The following is a 2500-nucleotide window of genomic DNA, read 5'->3' on the forward strand; positions in this document are numbered from 1 at the left end:
TCATTGCCAAGGCATCCACCGAACACCCTTAAGGCACTTGATTGCTCTCATTATCAATATCCACACACTCGGCAGAGTTGCTGCTGAACCGAAGTCCAACAGCTGGATATGATTAGAAAGACCAGTTTGCTTCGTAAGATCGATCCGATGATGAGGCGGTCAAGCTTCACCAAAAAGAGCCATCATCCGGAAGCTTCGCAAGCGAAGCGTTCGAACATGAACTCTGGAGATAATGGATCGGTACCCGCAATTGCTTGCAGATCCGAACCTCGGAACGATCTCCTCTTTACGATGTCATAAATCCCGCAGTCGATCTCGTAAGACCAACAAGCGAAGTGATAAGCGGACTAATCAGGAGCAGCTCGGATAGCGCTCACTGTGAACACACTGAATGTTTGTTTTGATACCATCGCCAACACCAAGTTTCTGGTGGAGGCAGACGGGATCGAACCGACGACCTCATGCTTGCAAAGCACGCGCTCTCCCAGCTGAGCTATGCCCCCGTTCCAGAAGACGAATGCTCAACGCTGTAGTTCGCGTTTTGCAGATGCGATGTCGACGTCAGCAGCAGCCTTGAAAGCAAAGCGCGCAAATATGGTGGGCCTGGGAAGACTTGAACTTCCGACCTCACGCTTATCAAGCGCGCGCTCTAACCAACTGAGCTACAAGCCCTAACAACATAGGGCCTGCGATCGACATCCGCTTCCGCCAGATGCACGACACAAGCACGCCCCAGCGTGTGTTCGTCCGCGAAGAAAGAGAAACGAAGACGGCGGTGTCCCGCCTATGCAGCTCAGACATTGATCCAATGTCTGGCCACTGATGTTTCAAAAGAGGTTCGATAGATGCAAGCATCTGAAGAACCATCCTTAGAAAGGAGGTGATCCAGCCGCAGGTTCCCCTACGGCTACCTTGTTACGACTTCACCCCAGTCGCTGACCCTACCGTGGTCAGCTGCCCCCTTGCGGTTAGCGCACTGCCTTCAGGTAGAACCAACTCCCATGGTGTGACGGGCGGTGTGTACAAGGCCCGGGAACGTATTCACCGTGGCATGCTGATCCACGATTACTAGCGATTCCAACTTCATGGGCTCGAGTTGCAGAGCCCAATCCGAACTGAGACGGCTTTTTGAGATTTGCGAGAGGTCGCCCTTTTGCATCCCATTGTCACCGCCATTGTAGCACGTGTGTAGCCCAGCCCGTAAGGGCCATGAGGACTTGACGTCATCCCCACCTTCCTCGCGGCTTATCACCGGCAGTCTCCTTAGAGTGCTCAACTAAATGGTAGCAACTAAGGACGGGGGTTGCGCTCGTTGCGGGACTTAACCCAACATCTCACGACACGAGCTGACGACAGCCATGCAGCACCTGTGCTCTATGCCCCGAAGGGAAGGTTCCATCTCTGGTACCGGTCATAGACATGTCAAGGGCTGGTAAGGTTCTGCGCGTTGCGTCGAATTAAACCACATGCTCCACCGCTTGTGCGGGCCCCCGTCAATTCCTTTGAGTTTTAATCTTGCGACCGTACTCCCCAGGCGGAATGCTTAAAGCGTTAGCTGCGCCACTAGTGAGTAAACCCACTAACGGCTGGCATTCATCGTTTACGGCGTGGACTACCAGGGTATCTAATCCTGTTTGCTCCCCACGCTTTCGTGCCTCAGCGTCAGTTATGGGCCAGTGAGCCGCCTTCGCCACTGGTGTTCTTGCGAATATCTACGAATTTCACCTCTACACTCGCAGTTCCACTCACCTCTCCCATACTCAAGACTTTCAGTATCAAAGGCAGTTCTGGAGTTGAGCTCCAGGATTTCACCTCTGACTTAAAAACCCGCCTACGCACCCTTTACGCCCAGTGATTCCGAGCAACGCTAGCCCCCTTCGTATTACCGCGGCTGCTGGCACGAAGTTAGCCGGGGCTTATTCTTACGGTACCGTCATTATCTTCCCGTACAAAAGAGCTTTACAACCCTAGGGCCTTCATCACTCACGCGGCATGGCTGGATCAGGCTTGCGCCCATTGTCCAATATTCCCCACTGCTGCCTCCCGTAGGAGTTTGGGCCGTGTCTCAGTCCCAATGTGGCTGATCATCCTCTCAGACCAGCTACTGATCGTCGCCTTGGTAGGCCATTACCCTACCAACTAGCTAATCAGACGCGGGCCGATCTTTCGGCGATAAATCTTTCCCCGTAAGGGCTTATCCGGTATTAGCACAAGTTTCCCTGTGTTGTTCCGAACCAAAAGGTACGTTCCCACGCGTTACTCACCCGTCTGCCACTGACGTATTGCTACGCCCGTTCGACTTGCATGTGTTAAGCCTGCCGCCAGCGTTCGCTCTGAGCCAGGATCAAACTCTCAAGTTGGACTTGAAACTTTAAACCGGCTGATCACAACGTATTGACGAGGTCCCACCATACTAAACCAAACAAACCGAAGCTCATTTGATCTGCTGCCTGCGCTTCACAGCGCTGGCAACGATGGTGTTAACCTTTGTTCAAAACGT

General features: G+C 53.1%; 2 tRNA genes and 2 rRNA genes (1 of these 4 cut by a window edge). All 4 read right to left on the reverse strand.

From position 1 onward, the window contains the following. Window positions 1-43: ribosomal RNA gene (locus AB8A27_RS21660) — 23S ribosomal RNA — on the reverse strand; it reaches 2775 nt to the left of the window's first position. A gap of 384 nt (window positions 44-427) precedes the next feature. Next, window positions 428-503 (reverse strand) — tRNA-Ala (locus AB8A27_RS21665). 92 nt (window positions 504-595) lie between these two features. Beyond that, a tRNA-Ile gene (locus AB8A27_RS21670) sits at window positions 596-672 on the reverse strand. Window positions 673-873: 201 nt separating this feature from the next. After that, window positions 874-2360, reverse strand: a 16S ribosomal RNA gene (locus AB8A27_RS21675). Together the 16S and 23S rRNA genes with 2 tRNA genes alongside form the textbook arrangement of a ribosomal RNA operon. Window positions 2361-2500 lie beyond the last annotated feature (140 nt).

Origin of the sequence: Tardiphaga sp. 768_D3_N2_1, from assembly GCF_052076105.1 — a bacterium.
In the GTDB taxonomy this organism is placed as follows: Bacteria; Pseudomonadota; Alphaproteobacteria; order Rhizobiales; family Xanthobacteraceae; genus Tardiphaga.